Consider the following 24,680-nt stretch of genomic DNA (forward strand, 5'->3'; position numbering starts at 1 on the left):
TATTTTCATTATATTTTTAATTATTAAGTAAATTATTCTTCGTTAATAATATTTTAAAATATTATAATTTAAAATTTTTTAAAAATAATTTTAATCGCTTTCGTATATTAAAGCCTAATTTTTTCCATGAACATACATAAACATAAAATTTTTTTATTAAATAATTTATGTATTTCTATACAGAGATTAAAAATAATATTAAAATTTAATCGTGAATTATTTAGTGTATATATAACTATTGATTATTAATGGAGCATATAATGGCATTATTGCAGCCTGGAGACACAGCACCTCAATTTAATTTACCTGATCAAAATGGTGTTTTAGTTAGTATCGATTCTCATATAGGAAGGAAAAAAATTCTTATTTATTTCTATCCTAAAGCTATGACACCAGGATGTACTATACAGGCATGTAAATTAAGAGACAATATGGATACATTCAGAAAATTAGGTATAGAGGTAATTGGAATTAGTAACGATAAATCAGAAAAACTTTTCAAATTCTCTGAAAAAGAAATGTTAAACTTTACTTTACTTTATGATGAAAACTGCCAAATTTCCAAGAAATTTGGAGTGTGGGGAGAAAAAAATTTTATGGGAAAAACATATAACGGCATACATCGTGTTAGTTTCATCATCGACCAAACTGGTACTATCGAACAAGTATTTAAATCTTTTAAACCTATTGATCATGATCGGATCGTATTACGTTATCTACATGATACACATGTATCACATAGATAACAGCGCATGTATATATATGCATGTATCTTTATATTATTATTATTATTAATTTTCGATGAAAAATCCGTAATATAAGATCTGTATAGCAAATACACTTAAAATAATTAAAAAATCCTTAATTATAAGAGATCATATATTATTTAGTTCCAAATGTTTTATCACCTGCATCTCCAAATCCCGGTATAATGTAACCGTTTTTATTAATTTTTTGATCTATAGAGGCTAAGTATAATTCAATATCTGGATGCTTTTCTTCCAAAGCTTTAATTCCTTCTGGGGCCGCTACTATCGACAAAACCTTTATATTATTACATCCAAATTTCTTTAATAAATCAATAGTAGCAATTATTGATCCGCCAGTAGCTAACATAGGATCTAACACCATAGCCATACGTTCATTAATATTAGAAACTAATTTATGAAAATACGGAATCGGCTCAAAAGTAATTTCATTACGATAAATCCCTATTATACTAATACGTGCACTTGGAAGATGCTCCAATACACCATTCATCATGCCTAATCCAGCGCGTAAAATTGGTACCACTGTTATTTTTTTTCCCTTAATACGCGCAATTTTCACCAATCCACACCACCCTTTAATAGTTACTATTTCCACTTCTAAATCATCGGTAGCTACATAAGTTAATAGACTACCTAATTCTGAAGACAATTCTCTAAAACGTTTCGTGCTAATATCACAAATACGCATTAGCCCTAATTTGTGACGTACTAATGGATGTTTAATTTCAACTATTTTCATATCAATTTTGTTCTCCATGAAAGCAAATACTTAAACCTAAGCAATTATACTTTCAAATATCAATTTAAATAATATCCCATATTTAGATAATAAATATGGGATATTATTTAAATTGATATTTGAAGAATTTTATTGATGAAATAAAAATTCACTTTTAATATATTAAATCATTTACTCTCCTATATACAATGTAAGTCAAATACAAACAACGGAATTATATAACATAATCTATCTATATTATGATTTTAATTTTAATAAATATTATTTTAAGTTACAACTATTGCAAATAGTATCATCATATTGCGCTTAAAAATAAAATAAATATTCAAATACAGTGTGTTATGATGAAGATGTACTTATCTCCAAAGAAACTAATATAAAAAACATCTGCATCAAAAATTAGAAGTATTTTATTATAATATTTCATATTATATTAACAATAATTAAATTTCTATATATTCACACAAACACCGTGCAAGTCAAAATAAGTACGATAAATAATCAAACAAATTATTTAATAATTAATTTTTTAAATCCATAAAAAATCAATTTCCTCAAAAAAAAATAAATAACTTTTATTAATTTTTAATCTGATTTTTTTGAATAAAAAAACATTTTACAATGAAAATGCATTTCATAACGATACATACTTTAATAAATAATAATTTTAAGATTAAATAAAAACATATATTTCATAGAATATTTGTGATTTCTAGCGAGAAATGTTACAATGAGGGATTATCTTAATAATTTTCACATTATTTTTATGAAAAGAAAAAAAAAAATACGAGTTGCCAAATGGATATTATTAATCAGTTTTTCAATATTATTTGCTAGATTGATCTACGTTTCTATAAATGCCTGGAATTACCACAAAAACCGTAATAACAATATCGTTACTCCTTCTTCCTGCTATATATTTAAACAATAATCCGTGATTGTACTATATATACGCTAGACATAATTTTTTCAATCATTTTACATACGGAAATACACGCAGCCGTAATTTAATATTTAATTAAACAATTTTTACATTTCCTGTTCTGGTTCTGGTATCAAGCAACCGTTAAAATGAAAGAACACAAATATAAGTAGATGCGGAAGATCTACATCAAATATATAATTAATATATATCTATATCTATATAGTTTTTTAAAAAATTCATATGTTTATTTTTCATAACAAAATCGTTATTACGAGAAAATTTCAATGAACTACTATATTGTTCTTTATTGCAAATAGAGCCGTTGTCTCAAAATAAAATCAACAACGGATTGTACACCATGACCTGTTTTTAAATTAGTAAAAGACCACGGTAAACCTTTACGCATAAGATTTGTATCACGATTCATTATTTCCAAAGATGCTCCTACATATTCAGCTAAATCAATTTTGTTAATTATTAAAAAATCAGAACGTGTAATACCTGGTCCACCTTTTCGAGGTATTTTATCACCTGCAGCTACATCAATAACGTATAAATTTAAATCTGACAATTCTGGACTAAAAGTAGCACTCAAATTATCTCCACCACTTTCAATAAAAATGATATCCAAATTGTTAAACTTCGATATTAATTCTTCTACAGCTAATAAATTCATAGAAGCATCTTCACGAATAGCAGTATGTGGACATCCTCCAGTTTCTACTCCAACAATACGGTCAGCCGACAAAGCATTTGCATCGATCAAAATACGTTGATCTTCTTTAGTATAAATATCATTAGTCACCACCGCTAATTGATAGCTATCCTTCATTCTTTTACATAACACTTCAAGTAATGCGGTTTTACCTGATCCTACAGGACCTCCTACACCTATACGCAATGGTTTTCTATATTGATTTAATAACAAAACACATGTCCCCCAATTAAAAATTGATTATCCATATAATACATTTTATATACGTATATTTTATTAAAAATAAAATACTTTTAGGAACGAAATAATCGTGAATATTGTGTCTCATGACAGGAGGATGCTATAGATTGCAACAAAAAGCCATTGCCCAGTTCATGATCTGCTATCATATCAGATTTCTTCCAATCATTAGGAAGGCGTTCCATCAAGGATCTTAATAATCTCTGAGCAGTTATTTGCCCAAAAGGCACCAGTTTCAAACCTGCCATTGTAGCAGATTCCAACATATTATAGGCATATCCTAACGCTAAATTTTCTAAAGAAATACTCCACGTATACCCTAACCATGCTATTGATGCTAAGCCACTATGTTCTAAAGCTGATAACCAAGTGCCACCATCCGTAAATGGATACCATTGCAATATTATTCTCGACAACGCTTTCCCGCGTTGTCTCTCTTCTAATCTAAGCTCATGAGTGTCACGATAGGACAATATCCTTAATGCACATTGAAAAAAATTCATTTCATCTCTAATTTGAGCATAATAGTAGCAACGCTTAAGCATCGGCCATTCTAAATAAATTAATGGCCCATCAATCCATTGTTGTTGCCAAGAATAAAAAGTTTCTACAGAATTAACCCAATTATTTTCTACCGCCCACTCTAAACCTCGTGAATAAGCAAAACTCCCCACAGGAAAGTTAGAACTAACCAATTGCATTAAAGACAAGACTGAACTAATACCGTGATCAGCACACATAATTATAATAATATAAATAATATTTATAAAATATTAACATAAATATCATTGTAGTCTCAAATTATTATAAAAATAACAATCACAAAAAACTCTGTTTCTTTATTCAAAATAGTATTTATTTCATTATATCAAAAATTTCGTTAAAATATACCTAATAAATACCACAATACACTATTATTGTAAATCTTGTTGATAAGAATATATCAGTGTACATATAGCATTAAACTTCTACCTATATTATAAACATTCATCCTTGTAGTATATTTAGATTGCCAGTTGCCACCGCACAATATCATTAAAGATCGCTACACATTATAAATCACATATACAATTCTTCATTGCCATCGAATATGATAATACTAATCATTTTTGTTATTACCCCCCCACTCATACCAAAAAACAATTATTCAAAACATTTAATAAAAAAACAATATCCACTTTATATATATCACATGTGATTATATTTCACGTTAAAAAAGAAAATAACGTTGTGACATTGGTAATACAGATGCAGGCTCGCAAGTTAATAATTCTCCATTAGCACGTACTTGGTAAGTTTGAGAATCTACTTCAATAACTGGTTGCCAAGAATTATTAATCATATGCTTCTTTTGAATATTTCTGCAATGACGCACCTCACCAATCAAACTAACCAACTTTAAATAATCTGTTAATTCTGAATTATAAGCAACTTGAGATAGAAAAGTCATACGTGTAGCATGTTTTGCTTTACCACGTGCTCCGAACATTAACCGATAATGTACTGGTTGAGGAGTAGGTATAGAAGCATTAGGATCTCCCATAACAGAAGAGATAATCATACCGCCTTTAATTATTAACTCTGGTTTAACTCCAAAAAAAACAGGAGACCATAGTACTAAATCTGCCAATTTTCCTATTTCAACAGAACCAACTTCATGAGAAATTCCGTGAGTTATCGCTGGGTTAATTGTATATTTAGCAATGTACCGTTTTACGCGAACATTATCATCATATCTAGTAGCATCACCTAATAATGAACCTCTCTGTTGTTTCATCTTATGTGCTGTCTGCCAAGTACGTAAAATCACTTCTCCGACTCGTCCCATAGCTTGAGAATCAGAAGAAATCATAGATAAAGCTCCAAGATCATGTAATACATCTTCAGCTGCAATTGTCTCCCTCCTAATTCTAGACTCTGAAAATGCCATATCTTCAGGAAGATTAGGATTAAGATTATGACAAATCATCATCATATCTAAATGTTCATCTATTGTATTAACAGTATAAGGCATAGTAGGATTGGTAGATGATGGTAACACATTAGAAAATCCACACATACGTATAATATCTGGAGAATGTCCTCCACCTGCACCCTCAGTATGATAAGCATGCACTGTTCTACCTTTGATAGCAGATAAGGTATCCTCAACAAATCCTGATTCATTTAAAGTATCAGTATGCATAGAAACCTGAATATCAAAACGATCAGCCACATTTAAACAACAATCGATAGCAGCTGGTGTTGCACCCCAATCTTCATGCACCTTTAAACCAATCGCCCCTGCAATTATTTGCTCTTCTAAAGCATCAGGGAAAGAAGCACTACCTTTACCGGTAACCCCAATATTAATAGGCAAGGTATCTGCTACTTGTAGCATACGAGATATAAACCAAGGCCCTGGAGTACAGGTAGTTGCATTACTTCCTGTTGCCGGCCCAGTACCGCCTCCAATAAATGTAGTAATTCCGGAACACAATGCTTCTTCTACTTGCTGAGGACAAATAAAATGAACATGAGCGTCAATTCCTCCAGCTGTAACAATTTTACCTTCCGCTGCTATTATCTCTGTTCCAGGGCCAATAGATATCGTCACATTTGGCTGTACATCCGGATTTCCTGCTTTTCCAATACCTGATATACGACCATTATTAATACCAATATCTGCTTTTATTATTCCCCAGTAATCAAGAATTACTGCATTAGTCAATACTAAATCAACACAATCTTTACTACTCATTTGTCCTTGACCCATACCATCTCGTATAACTTTACCTCCCCCAAATTTTACTTCTTCCCCATACACAGTAAAATCTTTTTCTATTCTTATCCACAATTCAGTATCTGCTAATCGTACAGAATCACCAATAGTTGGTCCAAATAAAGAAGCATAATCATGCTTGGATAGTAACATAACTAATCTAACTTTCCCATAATGGCTTTACAAAACCCATAAATTTTACATGCACCTGCATATTTTACAAGTTCTACGGTCCTAAACTGTCCTGGTTCAAAACGTATTGCTGTTCCTGATGGAATATTTAAACGAAATCCGCGAGTGATAACTCGATTAAATTTTAAAGCACTATTAACCTCATAAAAATGAAAATGAGAACCAATCTGTATGGGCCTATCTCCAGTATTTATAATTGTTACTAATACTTGTTGTCTTCCAACATTCAATTCTATATTTCCATGAGAAATATAGAATTCACCTGGTATCATAATATTATTGGTATCCTCATTCATTCATTAAATTATTGGATCATGTACTGTTACTAATTTGGTTCCATCACTAAAAGTAGCTTCTACTTGTACATTAGTAATCATTTCAGGTACTCCTATCATAACATCATCTCTAGTCAATACATTTTTACCTACATCCATCAATTCCGCAACACTTTTCCCTTCACGAGCACCCTCCAAAATTACAGCGCTAATTAATGCTATTGCTTCTGGATAATTTAATTTTAACCCGCGATTTCGACGCTTTTCTGCTAACAATGCTGCTGTAAATAACAATAATTTATCTTTTTCCCGAGGTAATAACTTCATAGATTTTCCTGACTTATGTCAACCAAATACGCGGTAGCATAGCTTTTTTCCCTATTATAAAAGGACGTATAGTATACCAAATATGATGAAGCATTTTTTTTAAATACTGATTGTCATTACCTAATAATCGTACTACAAGAATCTCATCTAACAATGTAGCGCCTCCAACTTGAAAATGTTTAACTGATGTTATTAATTTACGTACCTTATATAATGTTTTTTCATCCGATGGAACAGCAAAAAGTAAAGCACTTATTCGGAACCCGCCTAATTTCATAACACAATTTAATTCATTAATCCGCAAACGTTCCTGTAATCCAATTGAATCAGATAAACAAATATTCAAATGTATATCTACTTCCTCCGGATAAGTAGAACTACCTAATGATAAATTTCCAAAACATAACATATCAAATGATATAACTCTTGATCCTTGTTCTATAATAAAAGTAGTATCTATTTTTGCTTTAGATTTAGGAAAAAAAATACTACTTTGAGGAACCCATTCTAAAGCAGTATTACGTTCTAATCTAAATATATGTTTCTGTTCTGAATACAGACCGTTACTACGATAAAATTTAGCAGCACCAGGTGTCGTTAACAATACCCGGCTGTCTGATTCTAATTTAACATCCAGTACTAATTTGTCCCCTCCCACTAATCCACCAGGAGGATGTAACAAATATACATGCGGAGTATTATCGTTTTCAGAGTAAAAAACTTTTTTCACGTAAAACGGACCAACATGCTTACATCTGGTCAACACACTGCGTCCACCACGCAAAGCAAAATTTAATCTTAACTCCCCTAACCAACCGTCAATAAAATTCTGAGATAATTCGTCACTCATTAAAATGAAAGATAAAATATTTTCAAAAATTAAAACAATACATCCATTACAAAAATTATTAAAACAATAATAACCACATTAACTTTTATAAAACACTATGAAATAATTATTACGCATATATATTTATTGTTATGTAGTTTATGATGTCATCTCCACAAGAGATGACATCATAAACTACATAAATACCAATCCTCATAACATATATACATATTTAATTTTATAGCATTGATCGCATACTCTTCTCATTGTATTATAAAATTTTTACTATTGATACACATTTAATGAGTAAAGTATGTACTTCCATAGTGGGAGTACATACTTTAAATTGTATGTCACATAAAACAATAAAAGTACACAAAAATATTTAACCTATATACTGTATAATACGTTTATTCCCATTCAATAGTAGCTGGAGGTTTTGAGGAAATATCATACACCACACGAGATACTTCCTCAACTTCATTGACGATACGATTAGATACCTTATTTAAAAAATCATAAGATAAATAAGCCCAATGTGCTGTCATAAAATCTATAGTTTCCACTGCACGAAGAGCAATTACCCACTTATACTTACGCTGATCACCCTGTATTCCTACTGAATGAGTTGGTAAAAATACTGCGAAGGCCTGACTAATTTTGGAATATAAATGTTCACGCTTAAGTTCTTCGATAAAAATAAAATCCACTCTACGTAAAATATCACAATATTCTTTTTTTACTTCACCTAATATTCTAATAGCCAATCCAGGTCCTGGAAACGGATGACGATAAGCTATATCATAAGGTATCCCTAAATCTAATCCAATACTGCGAACTTCATCTTTAAATAAATTTCTTATAGGCTCGAGTAATTGAATATCCGTAATTCCACAAAAACCACCTACATTATGATGCGATTTAATCACATTTTTAAAAGAAGATAAAGATACACCAGATTCAATAACATCTGAATATATAGTACCTTGAGCTAACCATTTTACAGCTACTAAATTACGAATCTGCTCTTCAAAAACTTCTGTAAAAACTCTACCAATTATTTTTCTTTTTTTTTCTGGATCATTAACTCCAATTAAAGCATTGAAAAATCGTTGTTCTTGCGACAAATAAATAATATCTAAATTACAATTTAGAGCACAAAAATTTTTAATTCGATCAAATTCATAATTTGATAATAACCCATTATCAATATAAATACAGATAAATTGATGACCAATTGCGCGTCGTAATAATAAAGCTGTAACAAGGGAATCAATCCCACCTGAAAACCCAAGCACTACTTTATCATTACCTACTTTTACACGAGTATCCATAACAATATCATCAATAATATTCGCTATTTTCCAAGAAGATTTACAGCGACAAATACACGTAATAAAACGTTCTAAAATACTTTTTCCTTTTTTAGTATGGGTAACTTCCGGGTGAAATTGAACACCATATAAATGACGATCTTCATTAGCCATCATAGCAACTTGTCGATACTTATTAACACCAATAACCGTAAAATCTTTGGGAACAGTAGTAACAACGTCCCCGTGACTCATCCATACATCAAGAGCAAAACGCCCCGTAACATCATCAACATAATCATAGATATCATTTATAAAAACGCTTTTAGAAAGAATTGTTACTTGAGTACAACCAAATTCACGCTGTGCAATAACACGTTCTACTCGTCCACCTAATTGAAACGACATAATTTGCATACCATAACAAATTCCAAATATAGGTATACCTAATTGAAACACAAATTCAGGAATATACGGAGAATCATTATCGATAACACTATAAGGACCTCCAGAAAGAATAATACCATTAGGATTAAATGCATATACTTGAGATTTACTGATGTTCCAAGAACAAGATTCAGAATATACTCCTAATTCTCGAATTCTTCTCAACAACAACTGAGTATATTGAGATCCAAAATCTATTACTAAAATACGATGATTGTTACATTTCACATTATAGCTTATTCTATTATTTATATTAATCGATCATTGATCAACCACATATTAATGATCAACAACGTTCGTGACACCACGCCGCACAAACTGCAAAAATAACGCAGTATAATACACACATAAACTTAACTAGTTATTAATAATCATCGTAACCGATAATTAGGCGATTCCTTTGTTATCATTACATCATGCACATGACTTTCCTGCATGCCCGAATAACTGACACGTACAAACCTAGCGTGCGTCCTCAAATCATTAATAGTAACGCAGCCTGTCAATCCCATACAAGAGCGCAATCCACCCATTAATTGATGTATAATCGTTTCTAATTTTCCTTTATAAGGAACACGTCCTTCTATCCCTTCCGGAACCAATTTATGAGTAATGACGGGATCCTGTTGTTGAAAATATCTATCAGCAGAGCCTTGAGACATAGCTCCTAAAGAACCCATACCTCTATAAGTTTTAAAAGATCTGCCCTGATAAAATTCTATATCTCCTGGTGATTCCTCTGTACCCGCTAATAACGAACCAATCATTACACAATGTGCACCAGCCGCTATTGCTTTAGCAATATCACCAGAAAAACGAATACCGCCATCCGCGATAACCGGGACATTCGTATTTTTTAAGGCTTCCGCTACATCAGAAATGGCTGTAATTTGCGGAATCCCTACACCAGTAACAATACGAGTTGTACAAATAGAACCAGGCCCAATACCAACTTTCACTGCGCTAGCACCAGATTTAACCAATTCTAATGCACCTTCTTTTGTAACAACATTGCCCCCTATAATTGATAAATTAGGATACATATTTCGAACTGTTGCAATACAATCTAATACTCTCTCTGAATGCCCATGAGAAGAATCAACAAGTAATACATCTAAACCAGCATCAACCAACCCTTCAACACGCTCTTTATAATCCTCTCCTACTCCAATAGCAGCTCCAACACATAACCTTCCATAATTATCTTTGCACGCATACGGTTTACGTTCTGCTTTTTCAAAATCCTTTGCAGTGATCATACCTTTAAGACGAAATGCAGCATCAATCAACAAAATTTTTTCTACTCTTTTATCATGCATTTTACTTAATACTACTTCTCTATTTTCCTTTTCCAACACTGTAATTAAACGTTCTTTAGGAGTCATAACAGAAAAAACAAAATTTGATAAATCACTGACAAACCGTACATCACGACTCGTAACAATTCCAACTAACTCATTTGTGTTCATCACAACTGGATAGCCAGCAAATCCATTGCGAGAGGTCAACCCCTTCACTTGCAATAGAGTCGTATCAGGAGTAACACATTGAGGATTCGTTACTATTCCGCTTTCATAACGTTTAACCCGACGTACCTCATTAATCTGGTGATCCAAAGACATATTTTTATGAATAAAACCCACTCCGCCTTCTTGCGCTAAAGCGATAGCTAGACTCGACTCAGTCACTGTATCCATCGCCGATGATACAACAGGAATGTTCAAAGAAACAGCACTAGTCAAAAAACTTTTTAAAACCGTCTCCGCAGGAAGCACCCTCGAACGAGACGGAACGATCAACACATCATCAAAAGTCAAAGCCTCTTTAACAAAAGTCAACATTACAATTATCAGTATACCCTATACTACAGTAACGACACTGCTACGACTGCAATTTCTTTTCATCACCATGTCCTCTAAAACCAAAATTTAAACAACGCATACCAAAAACACAGACACCAAAAAACAACCAAACTCAAAAACCAAATCCCGAACATCAATAGGCTAAATCTATAAGATCAAGGAAAAGCACACTATAGATTATAATTATCTTTCTATAACACCTAACGATGCTAATTTTATCATGAATTATATAATTAATCAAGTTTAGAATACAGGTTATAAAAATTAATCATTATAGAATTTTATTAAGATTATGTGTAAATTAATATGGTATTAATTGTAATTATATTGTATGCGTGATGTATCAACAATTAAGTTTTTATTAAAATAAAATTATTATTTTAATTACGTTATTTGTATTGAACGTTAAAAATATGATTTAATGCTGTTTTTAGTTATTTTTTTTGGTGTTTATTTTTTATTTCTTTATTGAGATATGATCTAATCATAAGGATTTTTGTGTGGTGTATAAATTGCATGTTATTAAAATTTTTTGTCTTAGTTATGATAACTAAATATGTTAAGTATACTATTATTTGAGTAAATATATGAGTAATGTTGCTGTTATAAATCAACAACATCGATTGATTAAAATTACATCTTCAGCAGATATAGTGCTGATTGGTGCTGGGATTATGAGCGCAACTTTTGGTATGTTCTTAACAATTCTTGAGCCGACTTGGAGAATTCATATATATGAGCGTCTTAGTCAGCCAGCACAGGAAAGCTCTAATGTATGGAATAACGCTGGTACAGGACATGCAGCATTTTGCGAGCTTAACTATACCCAGTATAATAATAAAAATTGTTCCGTTGATATTTCAAAGGCTATTGCTGTTAATGAAGCGTTTGAAATATCGCGGCAATTTTGGGCATATTTAGTAGAAATAAAAGTACTTAAATATCCTAGTTCTTTTATTAATAATGTACCACATATGAGTTTTGTATGGGGCGAAGAAAACGTTTGTTTTTTAAAAAAACGCTTTCAAGCATTGCTGAATAGTGTTTTGTTTAGTGGTATGGTATATTCGGAAGATTTACAGCAAATTCGTCAGTGGACTCCTCTTATTATTGATGGACGTAATGTATCGCAGAAAATAGCCGCTACTCGCATGGAGATGGGTACAGATGTTAATTTTGGAGCACTTACTCAGCAATTGTTGAATGAATTAAAAAAAAATGTAAATTTTAAAATGTATTTACAGCATGATGTTGTATCTGTACAAAATAATAACGACGCAACTTGGGATGTGCATGTAATTGATCGACGGTGTAAGCACAAAAAATGTATTCGTACAAATTATGTTTTTATAGGAGCCGGAGGAAGATCTCTTAATCTTTTGCAAACTTCTGGAATTCCAGAAGTTTATGGATATGCTGGATTTCCGGTAGGAGGTCAGTTTTTAGTCACAAAAAATCCGAAGATAGTTGAACAACATTTAGCTAAAGTGTATGGGAAAGCATCTGTTAACGCACCTCCAATGTCAGTACCTCATATAGATACTAGAATATTGAATGGCGAGAAGATTTTGCTGTTTGGCCCATTCGCAACTTTCAGTAGTAAATTTTTAAAATATGGATCATGGCTAGATTTATTTCATTCTTTAAATAAGCATAATGTTATTCCGATTTTGCAAGCTGGGATAGATAATTTTGATTTGATTAAGTATTTAATCAGTCAGTTAGTTATGTCAAACATGAACCGTATTGACGAGCTTAGAGAATACTATCCGACAGTTAATCCGTCAGATTGGACTTTAGTAACAGCAGGACAACGTGTTCAAATTATTAAAAGAAATAGCAACAGGAGAGGTATTTTACAATTTGGAACAGAGGTGGTTAATTCGGGTGATGGTACTTTATCGGCGCTTCTTGGTGCATCTCCTGGGGCATCTACTGTAGTTTCAATAATATTACAACTTTTAAATACAATGTTTAACAATAAAATTAATAGTGATGTATGGAAAAATAAACTGATAGATATGATCCCGTCATATACTAAGAATTTAAATGGGGATCTTATATTAGTAAATAAAATTAGACAATATACTTGTAATGCTTTGAAATTAAATTATATAGAAGCAATAGATCGTTAAAGCTCAATATAATATGTTCGTTGATTGTTTTCAATTCTGCGCAAATAAAAATTGCTTGTGTTGCGTCTGTATGTGTTGAATATGACATATTTTTATTTGTTAATAAATGGATTAATATTATCTTTAAATTGAATGTGTAATAAAACACCTGTGATGTTTAACATACGATAAAAATATTTTTTTAGATATCGTTTATAATCATCAGGTAATTTGCTGACGTGAGTGCCATGGATAATCAGAGTTAATGGTTCATTTTTTCCAATATGGATATATTTGGGTTTAATTCTTTTACCATGTAAAAATGGGGGAGGGTATTTAGTGATTGCAGCGTGCAATGTTCGGATTAAATATGCTGTATTGATGGTTTTTGTATAACGAGAACATAAATTTGTTGCTTTGATTGCTTGAAATAACGCTTTAATTCCATTCCCATACAATGCTGAAATAAAATGTATTTGAGTAAAATTAATAAAATTTATTTTTTCGTATAAGTTTTTTTTAGTTGTATTGCGCAAATCTGGGGATATCAAATCCCACTTGTTAATAACGATTATTAATGCTTTACCATAATTTAGGATAAATTGTAACAAATGTAAATCTTGGTCAGATATCCCCAGATTTGCGTCTCCTATGAATAGTAGGACGTGCGCGGTCTTAATGATTTGAAATGTTTTTAGAATGGAAATTTGCTCCGCTACATTATCTATTCTTTTATTTTTTTGTACGCCTGCTGTATCAATCAATATGTATTTTTGTTTGTCATACATTATAGGCATATGAATGCAATTTCGAGTAGTTCCTGGTGTACTACAGGTAATCATACGGGTTTCTCCTAAAATATGATTGACAAAAGTAGATTTACCGGAATTGGGGCGTCCTACAACAGCTACTGCGATAGCGGCATTTACTTTATTAAATGACGTATTAATGATGTGGTTTTGATAAATAGTATTATTTATATGACTTTCAGGTATTTTATTGTTGGAAAAAAATATATTTTTTGAAATTAATGAAGATATTTTTTCTAATAAATTATCAATTCCATGCCCATGAATCGCTGAAATAAAAATAATATTTTTTATACCAAAAGAACAATAATCCCATATCATGGTGTGTATATGATGCGGGATGTTATCAATTTTATTAATGACAACAAATATGTTTTTTTTTATTTTTTTTAAAAAATTAAAAATATCATTATTTATAGATGTTCCTACAGATTGTCTATCCATAACAAATAATAAAATGTCAGCTTCTTGCATTGCGAGAATTGTTTGATAGGTTACGTAACTTTGAATATTTTCTGTTTTTGTACTACAAAATTTATCAATACCCCCAGTATCAATAAGAATAGATTTAAATTGTTTGCATTGAAAATAACCATATTGTCGATCTCGTGTTAATCCTGGATAATTAGATATTAAAGCATCATGTGTATGTGTTAATTTATTGAATAAAGTAGATTTACCTACATTTTTTTGCCCAATTAGAGTGATGATAGGTAGCATTATTTAATTACCCATAAATAAGCGATTGTATAAATATACATAATATCAGTCTTAAATAACACAATAAAGCTATTTCTATTTTGAATAATTATTTAATGATTAAAGTATAATATAATCATTACAAATTCTAGCAATAGCTCTTATTAATTACCGAAAGATTAGATTTTATTTTTTTGAGTATGTATAAATAGATTAATGTTTAAATAATTTTGATCTGCATCGTCATAATTTTAATTTTATGTATATTCTTCAAACCTGATAAGATGCGCTAAATATTAGTGATACTATATTTTATAAAAAAATTCATATCATTTTTATGATCATTTATTATCAGTAGAATTACACGTAATATGTAGTATATGTTTTAATCTTTCGGAAACTGCATCATGTTTTAATATTTCTTGAGTTTTTGATTGTAAATTTTTTAGAATAATCGTTTTGTCAAGAGCATTTTTTTCGTTCATGATTAATACGATTTGTGGTTTATGTTTATTAGCACAATAAAATTGTTTTTTTATATCATCTCCTCCATGATGTACCATTAATCGCAGAGATGGTAATGTTGAACGAATATTTTCAGACAATAACATTGCATGTTTTCGAGAATTATCCCCTATACTAATGAAATATACATCAATATATATATTTTTATGTAAAATGCTAATATTATTAATTTCTTGTATTAATAATATCACACGTTCTAATCCTATGGAAAATCCTATCGCAGGTGCTGAATACCCTCCTAATTCTTGGACTAATTCATCATAACGGCCACCAGCACAAATAGTTTTTTTTACTCCTAAACTATCAGTAACCCATTCAAAAACTGTTTTGTTATAATAATCTAAACCGCGTACTAAGTACGGATTAACCCTGTACGGCACTCCTAAGAGATTTAATAATTGACATAATTCGGAAAAATGAACACGTGAATCATCATCTAAATAATCGCTTAATATAGGCGCATTAAGTAGTAATTCCTTAGTTTTAGTATTTTTAGTATCTAAGATACGCAATGGATTAGAGTATAAACGACGTAGAGCATTGCTGTCCAAATTGCTTAAATTTTTTTCTAAAAAAGTTATTAATTTTTTACGATAATTTATTCTAGATGATAAAGAGCCAATTGAATTTAGTTCTAACGATAAATGATGATTAATTCCTAATTTTTTCCAACAACGAGCAGTAATTAAAATTAACTCAGCATCTATGTCGGGTCCGATTTGACCAAAAGCTTCAGCACTAAATTGATGAAATTGCCTATAACGTCCTTTTTGGGGACGTTCATAGCGAAACATCGGACCGAGATACCACAGACGTTGTTCTTGGTGATAAAACAGCCCATGCTTAATACCCGCGCGAACGCATCCAGATGTTCCTTCTGGACGTAACGTTAAATTATTACCGTTGCGATCAGTAAAATTATACATTTCTTTTTCTATTACATCTGTCACTTCTCCGATTGAGCGTTTGAATAAATTTGTGTCTTCAATAATAGGAAATCTAATCTCCTTGTATCCGTAACTGTCTAATATAGTTATAAGTATATTTTCTATGTATTGCCATAGAATCGTATCTTTCGGCAAATAATCATGCATACCGCGGACAGATTGGATATTTTTATCATATTTAAGCATTTGTAATCTTCAATTATTTATTATATGTGGTAGGGGTAATGTTGTGGTTATTTGGGTCTAATAATTTAGATTTAGCTCGAATACGACGTTCTAATTCTTCAATTATTGATATGTTATCGCAGCGTTTTTTTTGCCGTATACCATCTTCATATATACCACTTTTATTACGTGCACCGGCAACACCAATGGTTGATTTTAATGCTTCTCCTGGTCCGTTAACTACACATCCAATAATAGATACATCCATAGGCGTTGTAATATCACTTACTTTTTCTTCTAACGCATTAACTACATTGATTACGTTAAATTCTTGTCGAGCACATCCCGGACAAGCTATAAAATTAATACCATGAGCGCGAATTCTCAAAGCTCTTAAAATGTCAAATGCCACCTTAACTTCTTCTATAGGATCTGTAGCTAATGATATACGTATTGTATCCCCGATGCCTTCGTTTAATAAGAAACCTACAGCCATTGCAGATTTTACTGTCCCATTACGCAAAGCTCCAGCTTCAGTAAGACCTATATGTAATGGTTGATCTATTTTTGATGCCAATGCGCGGTAGGCTTGTATTGTTATTAGCACATCAGAAGATTTAACGCTAACTTTAAATTGATGAAAGTTTAATTTATCTAAAATATCTACATGTCTCATTGCTGATTCTAATAATACATTTTCTGTTGGATTTCCGTCATACTTTTTTTGTAAATCACGCTCAAGAGATCCAGAATTTACACCAATACGAATAGATATATTTTTATCTTGAGCACAATGCACTACAGATCGAATACGTTTATTATTCCCGATATTACCGGGATTGATACGTAGGCAATCTGCTCCGTATTCAGCTACTTTTAATGCAATACGGTAATCAAAATGAATATCTGCTACTAATGGAGTATTAATTACTTGTTGTTTAATTATTTTGAAAGCTTCAGCTGCATCCATAGTAGGTATCGATATTCGGACAATATCTACTCCTGCTTTTTTTAGGGCGTTAATTTGAGTAACTGTTTCTAAAATATCTGTAGTACGAGTATTTACCATGGATTGTACCGCAATTGGAGCGCCATCTCCAATAGGAACATTGCCAATATAAATACGTGTAGATTTTCGACGAACAATGTTCGTAACATTATTCATATAATCTCCCATATTTTTATGTTTTTACACAATAAATATATTTTTTGAATTTATTGATTATATCAATTAAGAGATTTAATTATATTTATAATAGGAATCGTAATTTTTATAATTTTATGATACATAGCAATATGCGTAATTGTCATATTACATTTATGACCCTTTTTTAAAAAATTCCGTCTTATTAATCTTATAATAATATTAAATACAATGATATCGTTTATAACGAGTTATATTGTAAATTTATACGGTTAATTACTTCTCCTGTTAATTGTCCACAGGCAGCATTAATGTCCGCTCCTCTTATTTTACGTATGATGGTTACTATATTATATTTCAACAAAACTTTAAGAAATGCACGCATACGAATCTGTGAGCTACATGCATATCGTATATTCGGAATTGGGTTCCATGGGATCAAGTTAATTTTACACGGAATACCTTGAAGTTGTTTTGCTAATTGATGGGCGTGCAGGACATCGTCATTAATATTTTTTAACAATACATACTCTATTGTTATTCTACCGTGATTAGATTTAGTGTCCATCGAATACCTACGCGCTGCTTCTAATACGCTATTAATATTGTACTTTTTATTAATTGGCATAATCTTATTTCTAATGATATCATTTGGAGCATGTAGAGATATAGCTAATGGGATGTCAATCATATTTTTTAATTTTTCTATACCTGGTACGATCCCAGCAGTTGAGAGCGTAATATGTCGTTTCGATAACTTAAAACCAAAGTCATCTAATATAATTCTGATCGCCGATACAACGTTAACAATATTTAATAATGGCTCTCCCATACCCATAAACACTATATTAGTAATAGGAAATCTATTATTTTTTATTTTTATTTTTTTATTAAGATTGATAAGTTGCGCTGCTCTCCAAACTTGACCAATTATCTCCGATACATTCAGATTTCTGTTAAATCCCTGTTGCGCTGTTCCACAAAAACTACATCCTAAAGGGCATCCAATTTGTGATGAAACACACAAAGTGGTTCTCTTATTTTCAGGAATATAAACTGTTTCGATTTGTTGTTCATCAATTTTCATAGCCCATTTAATTGTTCCATCTGAAGATAGTTGTTCTTTTATAATGATTGGCGCACGGATTTCCGCTATTTGTTTCAATCTCTCTTTTAGAGACTTACTTATATTTGTCATGTAATTAAAATCATCACAATAATAATGATATATCCATCTCATTATTTGATGAGAACGAAAAGGTTTTTCACCTAATTTATCAAAAAAAATTAATAATTCTTCTTTGTTCATGTTAAGTAAATTAACCTTTTTTGCATACATAAAGATATACTTCTCAAGATCCAATTTTACGAAAGTTGATCAACAGTAATGCTCTATGAGCATTCGCTCAATAGAAATTGACTATATTACCGATATTCTTTTTGACTTAAATTGATCTGTATTTTGGCATTAACACTATTTTTTTGATAAACTAATTCACTAATCAAAAATCATTTTTTTGTGTAGCTAAAATGATTACTTTTATAAAAGATAATGTATCTGCATGTTTTTATGTATCAAAGAAATAGGAAATTTCACGTATAGCAGATTTTTTAGAATCCGATCCATGGATGGCATTTTTAGTATAATTATAACCATAATCAGATCTAATGGTGCCTGCTAACGCATTCGCTGGATCAGTGGCTCCCATAATTTCTCTATTGCGTTGTATCGAATTATTACCTTCCAGTATTTGTACAAATACTGGTCCAGAAATCATAAAATTTACTAAACTGTCAAAAAAATATTTTTTTTGATGTTCAAAATAAAACTCGGAAGCTTGTATATATGTTAATTGCAATATTTTAGCTCCCACAATAATAAGACCAGCAGTCTCGAATCTACTAATTATAGATCCGATTATGTTTTTAGCAACAGCATCTGGTTTTATGATTGACAGCGTATTTTCTTTGCAAACCATAAAAACTCCTATTAATCATTTATTAATATTATTGTATAGAAAATAAATATAAAAACAATAATTATTGTAGATAATATTGTTTATATTATTTAATATTTTTTAAAACCTATAACGATTTAAAAACTACAAATTGAACTCAGAATAAACACAAAACAGACAAGTAGAAATATCCATATTTGTATTTCATTATGAAATAAAATATTTTTGTCGATCTTAATTACATGATCAGGGTGTTGATGAGTAATAAAATCCTTGCTGTTTACAAATAACATCAATGCAATATCTTAAATACTTAATATTAAAACAAATACGTAAAAATGGTTACATATAAATTAATTATGGGGAAAACTTAATAGTAAAAATATTACAAAAACAAGAGATGAAACCTAATCTATAAAAAATATTCTTTTTAATGATTATTTTTTATTTATCTTGAGAATAATATTAGTAAAATTTCTTAGATTTTTTTATAGATATATTGATTATCGTCATAAACTTCATATATGAAAAACAAATTAATTTATTTTTTATTGTAAAATTATAATAAATATATCATAGCATTTAATTTCATAACAGTAGCAGCTATATGATGGATAGCGTACTCTATTTCTTCTTCAGTTGTGAAACGCCCTAAAGAAAATCTGATTGAATTATATGCTAGTTCATTATTTCTTCCTAAAGCCTGCAGTACATGGGATGGATTTAAAGTGCCAGAGGTACAAGCAGACCCAGAAGATAATGCAAAATCTTTTAATGCTATAATTAATGTTTCACCGTCAATATTATTAAAACTAATATTCAACAATGTGCCTATACTATACTCTAAATCGCCATTAATTAATATTCCTTCAATTTGTTGTAATCCTTGCCATAGACGATCTCTCATTTTTTTTAAATAAATCATTTCTGTCGTCATTGTTTCTCTAGCCAAACGATACGCTTCAGCCATACCAACAATTTGATGGACTGGTAATGTACCAGAACGCATACCGTGTTCATGTCCTCCTCCATGCATTTGAGCTGTAATATGGAGTTTTGGATGCCTATGTTGTCGTATGTACAAACCACCGATACCTTTTGGGCCATATAGTTTATGGCCGTTGAAAGACATTAAATCCACCGGTAAATCAGATAAATCAATATGTAATTTACCAACGCTTTGAGTTGCGTCTACATGAAATATTATGTCATGTAGACGACATAATTTACCAAATTTTTTGATGTCTTGGATTACACCGATTTCATTATTTACATGCATAATAGATAATAAAATTGTATCATCACGTAGTGCGTTACTAATTTGTTCGAAAGTGATTAAACCATTGGGCTGTGGAGTTATACGGGTAATTTCAAATCCTTTGTTCTCAAGATATTGACAAGTATCTAAAACTGATTTGTGTTCCGTCATGCTGGTAACAATATGTTTTCCTTTTTTGTGATAAGATTGAGCTATTCCTTTAATAGCTAAATTTACTGATTCAGTAGCTCCTGAAGTAAAAATGATTTCACGTGATTCAGCACCTATCAACTGAGCGATTTGTTTACGAGCTATATCTACCGCTTCCTCTGCTTTCCAGCCATAATAATGAGAACGAGAAGACGGGTTACCAAATATGCCGTCTAGGGTAAAATATGGTATCATTTTTTCTACTACTCTAGGGTCTACGGGAGTAGTAGCAGCATAGTCAAAATATATTGGTAACTTCATCTAACATACTCCAAAAATAAAAAACTTATTTTGATGTATAAAATATAAAAATTATAAAATCAGCTCATTTATATAATATATTAAATTGAATGCTCTAAAATATATTTATTCTTAGTCTTGATTTGTATTTTACGTCAAAAAATTCATTTTATATGATATTATTATTTGTTACTATATAAAATATTGAAACCTATTTTATATTTTTATCTCCATAAGCGTTTAATTGAAGTTATATAAATATATACTAACGATATATCATGTTTATGATAATTGCTGTGGGCAATGTATATTGAATCAAATAGTAAGACGTTATTTCAATTGTGTACAATACTTTTTATATGTAATGTTGTAATAAAAATTACACCATAACAAATGATTGTTAGTATTAATATTATTTGTAGTAATAAAAATTAACTATTTATACAAAATAATATTTTTAGTGAAAATAATGCGGTTTTGTTTTTAATAAATATATTAAATAATGGTAGATTGTTATGTTGTGTATAACTGTTTATCAACATGCCTATACAAAATACTTTGTTTTAATTAATTTTAAAGAATTCAATCTTTCATTATAATTCAATTTATTATTTTCATAGAAATAATAAATCTATGAATGGATCTATATATCGGATATATATTTGTAATGAAAATGAATGTTTTATTTATAACATAAGTTTGAAGATATCTTTAATAATTACGTATGTTAAGAACACATGTATTACGTGTTGAGTGGAGCTATAATACAATATCTGTGTTGTTTAAAAAATATAATTTTGTAATATGTGGCGGGTTTTGATATGTTCTATTTTTCATTTAATGAAAATTACTGGATGAATGCTTTATGCATCCGATGCTTAACATTGCTATTCAAGCTATAAGAAGAGCGGGGAACTTTGTCGTTAAACAATATGAATTGTTTGACAAAAATAGTGTACAGTCAAATCATATAAGTAATCTTATTTCTAAAATCAATAAAGAATCATATTACATTATTACGGCAATTATTCAAAAATTTTATCCACTACATACTGTTGTTAATACGTGGAATACCCGCGATGTTAATGATGTAAATTTTAAAGAAAGCGTTTTCTGGATAATTGGAGCTATAGATAATGATGTTAATTTTATTAAGCAATTTCCTTTTTTTGCTTTATCTATTTCCGTATTTATTAAAGGACATATCGAAATAGGAGTAATATATGATCCTATACACAATGAGTTATTTAGTGCTTGTCGTGGAAAAGGAGCTCATCTTAATGGTTATCGGATTCGTGTAGGTACCGCTAAAAATTTGCATAGGGCTATTATTGCTATATCTTGTTCTTATGAACAACAACATATGACTATTAATCTACTAAGTAAGTTTACTAATAAATGCGCATATTTTCGTTATACTGGATCAACTATTTTAGATTTAGCCTATGTCGCGGTTGGACGCGTAGATGGGTGTGTTTCTATTTTTTTTAAAAAAATTAACTACACCAATAAATTGGCTAGTGGTTTTTTAATAATTCGTGAATCGGGAGGTTTAATTATAGATTTTACCGGAACCGATAATTATTTATTGTCTGGAAACATAATTGCAGGTAATGTGAAAATAATCCGGACTATTTTATCAATTATACAAATTATTTGAATATCTGCCTCAATAAGATATTAATAAATTCCTATATTTTGAAAGAACAACTTGTATTTTTATATTCTAGATATAATTTATATAGTGATGTTACTTTAATAACTTTTGTTATATATGGGATACTGAGAACATATACGTAAAACTTTATTTTTTATGGAAAAAATAATTTCGTTGTTATCGATATGATTTAATATGTCACAGATCCAATGAGATAGTTTTCGTACATCGTTTTCATTAAAATTACGTCTAGTTATTGCTGGCGTACCAATACGTATACCAGAGGTAATAAAAGGACTTCTAAAATCATTTGGTATGCTATTTTTATTAACAATGATATTAGCTCGCTCTAAAGCTGTGCTGGCATCTTTCCCAGTGATATTTTTATCTCTTAAATCTAATAAAAAAAGATGATTATGAGTCATTCCAGAGATAATCTTAAATTCGCGTAATGCAAACTCCTTAACCATTATCTTAGCATTTTGAACAATTTTTTGTTGATATACCTTAAAAGATGGATCCATTGCTTCTTTTAAAGCAATTGCTTTGGCTGCGATAACATGCATCAAAGGACCTCCTTGAGAACCAGGGAAAACCGAAGCATCTAATTTTTTGTACAATGCATCATTACCTCCACTAGCTAAAATTAAACCACCTCTGGGCCCCGCTAATGTTTTATGAGTAGTAGCAGTCACTACATGTGCGTGTGGTAGTGGATTTGGATATATACCCGCCGCAACTAATCCCGTGATATGAGCCATGTCAATAAATAGATATGCTTGAACAGCATCTGCAATCTGACGCAGATTAGACCAATTTATAATACCAGAATATGCAGAAAACCCCCCTACGATCATTTTCGGTCGATGTTTTACAGCTAAATGATGTACTTTTTCATAATTAATACAACCATTTTCGTCAACTCCATAAAATACAGCGTTATATAATTTTCCTGAAAAGTTTACTTGTGAGCCATGCGTTAAATGTCCTCCATGATTTAGATGCATACTTAAAATTGTATCGCCAGGGTGCAATAAAGCATTATAAACAGAAAAATTAGCTTGTGATCCAGAATGTGGTTGTATATTTGCATAGTCTGCAGAAAATAATTCTTTTGCACGATTAATGCCTAATTGTTCAATCATGTCGACATATTCGCATCCACCATAATAACGTTTACCTGGATAACCTTCAGCGTATTTATTAGTAAGTTGAGAGCCTTGTGCTTTCATAACTTGAGTGCTAACATAATTTTCAGATGCTATTAATTCAATATGTTCCTCTTGTCTAATAGTTTCTTGTTGTATTATTTTCCACAATTCAATATCATAACTCGTACATATGGACATGTATAACCTCTTATCTTGTCTAAATAAAAAATACATTGTATGCGTAAAAATACATCAGTCTATTTTAATTGAAATGAAGCAAGAATTACTTTTAATAACAATCTTATTAATGATAATAAAATATAAAAATATAAATATGGCTATATTATATTCATTTTAAAAGAATTAACACTTACTTTTTAAGTAAGATATGCCCTATATCTTTTTGTC

At 30.5% G+C, this 24,680-nt stretch carries 19 protein-coding genes; 3 read left to right on the forward strand and 16 right to left on the reverse strand.

Translation table 11 applies throughout. The annotated features are described in order from the left end of the window. The first annotated feature begins 260 nt into the window (after nucleotides 1–260). Complete coding sequence (gene bcp / locus BPEN_RS02655) at nucleotides 261–746, forward strand: thioredoxin-dependent thiol peroxidase (RefSeq protein ID WP_011283058.1); 486 nt, start codon at nucleotides 261–263, stop codon at nucleotides 744–746. 136 nt (nucleotides 747–882) lie between these two features. On the opposite strand, the gene upp is transcribed toward bcp, so the two are convergent. From upp to guaB, 9 genes are all read right to left on the reverse strand, one after another. Continuing rightward, nucleotides 883–1,509, reverse strand: coding sequence for a uracil phosphoribosyltransferase (gene upp, locus BPEN_RS02660; RefSeq protein WP_011283059.1), 627 nt, complete (start codon nucleotides 1,507–1,509; stop codon nucleotides 883–885). 1,229 nt (nucleotides 1,510–2,738) lie between these two features. Continuing rightward, complete coding sequence (gene ureG / locus BPEN_RS02665; protein ID WP_011283061.1) at nucleotides 2,739–3,362, reverse strand: urease accessory protein UreG; 624 nt, start codon at nucleotides 3,360–3,362, stop codon at nucleotides 2,739–2,741. An 80-nt stretch (nucleotides 3,363–3,442) separates the two neighbouring features. After that, on the reverse strand, nucleotides 3,443–4,129 hold the full coding sequence (locus tag BPEN_RS02670; protein ID WP_011283062.1) for an urease accessory protein UreF: 687 nt from the start codon (nucleotides 4,127–4,129) through the stop codon (nucleotides 3,443–3,445). Nucleotides 4,130–4,599: 470 nt separating this feature from the next. Continuing rightward, nucleotides 4,600–6,303, reverse strand: coding sequence for an urease subunit alpha (gene ureC, locus BPEN_RS02675; protein WP_011283063.1), 1,704 nt, complete (start codon nucleotides 6,301–6,303; stop codon nucleotides 4,600–4,602). Between the two features lie 2 nt (nucleotides 6,304–6,305). Continuing rightward, a complete protein-coding gene (locus BPEN_RS02680) occupies nucleotides 6,306–6,614 on the reverse strand; it encodes an urease subunit beta (protein ID WP_011283064.1) in 309 nt (102 codons plus the stop codon). Nucleotides 6,615–6,641: 27 nt separating this feature from the next. Continuing rightward, nucleotides 6,642–6,944 carry an urease subunit gamma gene (locus BPEN_RS02685; RefSeq protein ID WP_011283065.1) on the reverse strand — a complete coding sequence of 101 codons (303 nt, stop codon included), beginning with the start codon at nucleotides 6,942–6,944 and terminating at the stop codon, nucleotides 6,642–6,644. 13 nt (nucleotides 6,945–6,957) lie between these two features. Beyond that, on the reverse strand, nucleotides 6,958–7,794 hold the full coding sequence (locus BPEN_RS02690; RefSeq protein ID WP_011283066.1) for an urease accessory protein UreD: 837 nt from the start codon (nucleotides 7,792–7,794) through the stop codon (nucleotides 6,958–6,960). 389 nt (nucleotides 7,795–8,183) lie between these two features. After that, nucleotides 8,184–9,761, reverse strand: coding sequence for a glutamine-hydrolyzing GMP synthase (guaA, locus tag BPEN_RS02695; protein WP_011283067.1), 1,578 nt, complete (start codon nucleotides 9,759–9,761; stop codon nucleotides 8,184–8,186). 143 nt (nucleotides 9,762–9,904) lie between these two features. After that, nucleotides 9,905–11,374: an IMP dehydrogenase gene (guaB, locus tag BPEN_RS02700; protein WP_011283068.1), complete on the reverse strand. Its 1,470-nt coding sequence runs from the start codon at nucleotides 11,372–11,374 to the stop codon at nucleotides 9,905–9,907. 608 nt (nucleotides 11,375–11,982) lie between these two features. On the opposite strand from guaB, the gene mqo reads away from it, so the two are divergent. After that, nucleotides 11,983–13,530, forward strand: a complete 1,548-nt coding sequence (mqo, locus tag BPEN_RS02705) for a malate dehydrogenase (quinone) (protein WP_011283069.1) — start codon at nucleotides 11,983–11,985, stop codon at nucleotides 13,528–13,530. Nucleotides 13,531–13,622: 92 nt separating this feature from the next. On the opposite strand, the gene der is transcribed toward mqo, so the two are convergent. From der to BPEN_RS02735, 6 genes are all read right to left on the reverse strand, one after another. Further along, the gene (gene der / locus BPEN_RS02710) at nucleotides 13,623–15,038 is read right to left on the reverse strand and encodes a ribosome biogenesis GTPase Der (RefSeq protein WP_011283070.1); all 1,416 of its coding nucleotides are present in this window, start codon (nucleotides 15,036–15,038) and stop codon (nucleotides 13,623–13,625) included. Between the two features lie 320 nt (nucleotides 15,039–15,358). After that, nucleotides 15,359–16,675, reverse strand: a complete 1,317-nt coding sequence (hisS, locus tag BPEN_RS02715; RefSeq protein WP_011283071.1) for a histidine--tRNA ligase — start codon at nucleotides 16,673–16,675, stop codon at nucleotides 15,359–15,361. 13 nt (nucleotides 16,676–16,688) lie between these two features. Next, the gene (gene ispG, locus BPEN_RS02720) at nucleotides 16,689–17,819 is read right to left on the reverse strand and encodes a flavodoxin-dependent (E)-4-hydroxy-3-methylbut-2-enyl-diphosphate synthase (protein ID WP_011283072.1); all 1,131 of its coding nucleotides are present in this window, start codon (nucleotides 17,817–17,819) and stop codon (nucleotides 16,689–16,691) included. 220 nt (nucleotides 17,820–18,039) lie between these two features. Continuing rightward, entirely contained in the window at nucleotides 18,040–19,161 is a 1,122-nt protein-coding gene (locus tag BPEN_RS02725) for a bifunctional tRNA (adenosine(37)-C2)-methyltransferase TrmG/ribosomal RNA large subunit methyltransferase RlmN (RefSeq protein WP_011283073.1), read from the reverse strand. A gap of 205 nt (nucleotides 19,162–19,366) precedes the next feature. Continuing rightward, entirely contained in the window at nucleotides 19,367–19,777 is a 411-nt protein-coding gene (gene ndk, locus BPEN_RS02730) for a nucleoside-diphosphate kinase (protein WP_011283074.1), read from the reverse strand. Nucleotides 19,778–20,315: 538 nt separating this feature from the next. Then, nucleotides 20,316–21,485 carry an IscS subfamily cysteine desulfurase gene (locus BPEN_RS02735; protein WP_011283075.1) on the reverse strand — a complete coding sequence of 390 codons (1,170 nt, stop codon included), beginning with the start codon at nucleotides 21,483–21,485 and terminating at the stop codon, nucleotides 20,316–20,318. Nucleotides 21,486–22,329: 844 nt separating this feature from the next. On the opposite strand from BPEN_RS02735, the gene BPEN_RS02740 reads away from it, so the two are divergent. Beyond that, complete coding sequence (locus BPEN_RS02740) at nucleotides 22,330–23,124, forward strand: inositol monophosphatase family protein (RefSeq protein ID WP_011283076.1); 795 nt, start codon at nucleotides 22,330–22,332, stop codon at nucleotides 23,122–23,124. Between the two features lie 95 nt (nucleotides 23,125–23,219). Here the strand turns inward: BPEN_RS02740 and glyA are convergent, their stop codons facing one another. Next, nucleotides 23,220–24,470, reverse strand: a complete 1,251-nt coding sequence (gene glyA / locus BPEN_RS02745) for a serine hydroxymethyltransferase (protein ID WP_011283077.1) — start codon at nucleotides 24,468–24,470, stop codon at nucleotides 23,220–23,222. Nucleotides 24,471–24,680 lie beyond the last annotated feature (210 nt).

The sequence above is a fragment of the Candidatus Blochmanniella pennsylvanica str. BPEN genome (assembly GCF_000011745.1).
Classification (GTDB): domain Bacteria; phylum Pseudomonadota; class Gammaproteobacteria; order Enterobacterales; family Enterobacteriaceae; genus Blochmanniella; species Blochmanniella pennsylvanica.

Coding starts and splice junctions, on each gene's coding strand:
- guaB (WP_011283068.1), bottom strand. CDS start 11,374: ATGTTGACTTTTGTTAAAGAGGCTTTGACTTTTGATGATGTGTTGATC.
- der (WP_011283070.1), bottom strand. CDS start 15,038: ATGCTACCTATCATCACTCTAATTGGGCAAAAAAATGTAGGTAAATCT.
- BPEN_RS02735 (WP_011283075.1), bottom strand. CDS start 21,485: ATGAAGTTACCAATATATTTTGACTATGCTGCTACTACTCCCGTAGAC.
- BPEN_RS02740 (WP_011283076.1), top strand. CDS start 22,330: ATGCATCCGATGCTTAACATTGCTATTCAAGCTATAAGAAGAGCGGGG.
- bcp (WP_011283058.1), top strand. CDS start 261: ATGGCATTATTGCAGCCTGGAGACACAGCACCTCAATTTAATTTACCT.
- upp (WP_011283059.1), bottom strand. CDS start 1,509: ATGAAAATAGTTGAAATTAAACATCCATTAGTACGTCACAAATTAGGG.
- ureC (WP_011283063.1), bottom strand. CDS start 6,303: ATGTTACTATCCAAGCATGATTATGCTTCTTTATTTGGACCAACTATT.
- BPEN_RS02685 (WP_011283065.1), bottom strand. CDS start 6,944: ATGAAGTTATTACCTCGGGAAAAAGATAAATTATTGTTATTTACAGCA.
- BPEN_RS02670 (WP_011283062.1), bottom strand. CDS start 4,129: ATGTGTGCTGATCACGGTATTAGTTCAGTCTTGTCTTTAATGCAATTG.
- ndk (WP_011283074.1), bottom strand. CDS start 19,777: ATGGTTTGCAAAGAAAATACGCTGTCAATCATAAAACCAGATGCTGTT.
- BPEN_RS02680 (WP_011283064.1), bottom strand. CDS start 6,614: ATGATACCAGGTGAATTCTATATTTCTCATGGAAATATAGAATTGAAT.
- glyA (WP_011283077.1), bottom strand. CDS start 24,470: ATGTCCATATGTACGAGTTATGATATTGAATTGTGGAAAATAATACAA.
- ispG (WP_011283072.1), bottom strand. CDS start 17,819: ATGAATAATGTTACGAACATTGTTCGTCGAAAATCTACACGTATTTAT.
- BPEN_RS02690 (WP_011283066.1), bottom strand. CDS start 7,794: ATGAGTGACGAATTATCTCAGAATTTTATTGACGGTTGGTTAGGGGAG.
- hisS (WP_011283071.1), bottom strand. CDS start 16,675: ATGCTTAAATATGATAAAAATATCCAATCTGTCCGCGGTATGCATGAT.
- mqo (WP_011283069.1), top strand. CDS start 11,983: ATGAGTAATGTTGCTGTTATAAATCAACAACATCGATTGATTAAAATT.